The 224-nt window shown below is 35.3% G+C and carries 1 protein-coding gene; it reads right to left on the bottom strand.

Annotation, left to right across the window (positions count from 1 at the left end):
• A partial coding sequence (locus AC6CH4_RS26060) for a glycoside hydrolase family 97 N-terminal domain-containing protein (RefSeq protein ID WP_498108261.1) occupies window positions 1-224 on the bottom strand: 224 nt, incomplete at both ends.

The following is a 224-nucleotide window of genomic DNA, read 5'->3' as shown; positions in this document are numbered from 1 at the left end:
GGTTAAAAGTCGTTTTTTCATTCATAATGAAAATACTGTCTTTTACGTTTTGTTTTGGATATACGTATCTAAAGGCGATTCCGTCATCAAAAGCACGAAACTGAATTTCGAGTTTGCGTTTGTTTCCGCTTTTTTGCTGTAATTCAACAGAAAGCTGATTGTAATGGTTTCTGATATTTTTCTTTTCTCCCCAAACCTGTTCCCAGGTCTCATCGAATGAAGTA

The sequence above is a fragment of the Flavobacterium sp. GQ95 genome (assembly GCF_059758655.1).
The sequence above is the reverse complement of the archived record's forward strand: the minus strand, read 5'-3'. Positions and strand labels throughout refer to the sequence as shown.